At 58.9% G+C, this 1,960-nt stretch carries 1 protein-coding gene and 1 pseudogene; both read right to left on the bottom strand.

Annotation, left to right across the window (positions count from 1 at the left end; genetic code table 11):
- Window positions 1-53 precede the first annotated feature (53 nt).
- Window positions 54-272 (bottom strand): annotated as a pseudogene (locus GR138_RS30080) (ATP-binding protein); the annotation flags it as partial.
- 19 nt (window positions 273-291) lie between these two features.
- Complete coding sequence (istA, locus tag GR138_RS30085) at window positions 292-1,764, bottom strand: IS21 family transposase (protein WP_160862932.1); 1,473 nt, start codon at window positions 1,762-1,764, stop codon at window positions 292-294.
- Between the last annotated feature and the right edge of the window lie 196 nt (window positions 1,765-1,960).

A 1,960-nucleotide genomic window follows, 5' to 3' on the forward strand; every position in this document is an offset into this window, starting at 1 on the left:
TGTTGATTTGCACTGAGAGCTGACCCGGGATTTGCGCCGAGAAGTGACCCGCCTTAGGTATCGTTTGTTGTGGTTGGTGTGGTCAAGTTCTTACGTTTCTCCTTCGTCGCTTTGGGCTCATGGGCCGAACTGTTTTTGAAGCGGATGCTGTCGTTGCCGGTTTCGAGGATGTGGCAATGATGCGTGAGCCGGTCGAGCAGCGCCGTGGTCATCTTGGCATCGCCGAAGACGCTGGCCCATTCGCTGAAGCTGAGGTTGGTGGTGATGCTGACGATAGCGCCGCTTGCCGGATTATGACGCATGGCGAACCTCCGTCTTTCTCAAGGCATCGTATCGTTCGACATTGGCCTTGGGCTCGTTGGTGAGCGTCAGGGCATGAGGCGCGTCGATTGTGGGCGGTGTGAAGGATTTGCCGTCGACGAGACGATGCAGCAGGTTCAGCACGTGGGTCTTGGTCGGAACGCCGGACTTCAGCGCCATGTCGACCATCTCGCGGTCGCCACCCGGCTTCTTCAATAGATATTGCTGCAATGTCCGGAATGCGTCCGGTAGCTCGATGAAGGGAGCACCATTGCGTAGAGCGCCTGGTTTGCGTTGCACGACCGCCAGATAGTGTCGCCAGTCGTAAATGGTCTGTCCCGGCCGATCGTGAGAGCGATCGATGACGCGGCGATGCTCGCAGACGATCCGGCCTTCCGCAGCAACCACGACACGATCCGGATAGACCCGCAGGCTCACCGGTCGATTGGCGAAGGATGCCGGAACGCTGTAGCGATTGCGCTCCAGATGGACGAGGCAGGTCGGCGTGACCCGCTTCGTGTATTCGACGAAGCCATCGAACGGCCGGGGAACCGGCATCAATGCCAAGGCCTCCTCGGCCCAGATGTCGGCGATGGAGCCGCGCATCTGTCCGTGTGGGGTCTTTGCCCAGAACTCCTTGCACCGAAGCTCCAGCCAGTCGTTCAGGGCATCCAATGATGGAAAGCGCGGAACAGGTTGGAAGAAGCGATGACGCGCATCCTGAACATTCTTCTCGACCTGCCCTTTCTCCCAACCAGACGCGGGATTGCAGAACTCCGGCTCGAACACGTAGTGACTGGCCATCGCCAGGAAACGAACGTTGACGTCGCGCTCCTTGCCACGGCCGACCTTGTCGATCGCCGTGCGCATGTTGTCGTAGATGCCGCGGCCGGGGATGCCGCCGAAGACCCGGAACGCATGATTATGGGCATCGAACAGCATCTCATGCGTCTGGAGGAGATAGGCCCGAACAATGAAAGCGCGGCTGTAGCTCAGCTTCGTATGCGCCACCTGCAGCTTGGTGCGCTCATTGCCGATGATCGCCCAATCTTCCGACCAGTCGAACTGGAACGCTTCGCCCGGTTCGAAGGCCAGAGGCACGAACGTTCCGCGCCCCGTCGTCTGGAATTCTCTCTGCCGGTCTACCTTCCATTCGCGAGCAAAGGCTGCAACTCGGCAATAGGAACCGTCATAGCCAAGGCTCACCAGGTCGGCATGGAGTTGCTTCAGGGTGCGCTTCTGCTTGCGGCCCTTCTTCGATTCCGTCTTCAGCCAGGCCGACAGCCGATCCGCGAACGGATCAAGCTTGCTCGGTCGCTCCGGGACCTTGAACTTGGGCTCCACGCCGTCCAGGCGCAGGTATTTGCGGACAGTGTTCCGGGACAGGCCGGTCCTGCGGCAGATCTCCCGGATCGATAGATGCTCTCGAAAATGCCAGCGTCGGATTACGCTCAGTAACGCCATGTCGATCACTCCAGAGCCCCCGCAGAAACCTCGCGAGGGATAATTGAAACATGGGTCAAATCTCAGTGATAATTTCCCGCAATCCCGGGTCAGCTCTCAGTGCAAATCAACAATCAAGCACCAACAGCGTTCAACAGGGTTTCGCAAGTTTGGCGCAAAACGGATTGGCGGAAGAAAGTCAGGTTCTGACTGCACC

The organism is Shinella kummerowiae, from assembly GCF_009827055.1.
Lineage (GTDB): Bacteria > Pseudomonadota > Alphaproteobacteria > Rhizobiales > Rhizobiaceae > Shinella > Shinella kummerowiae.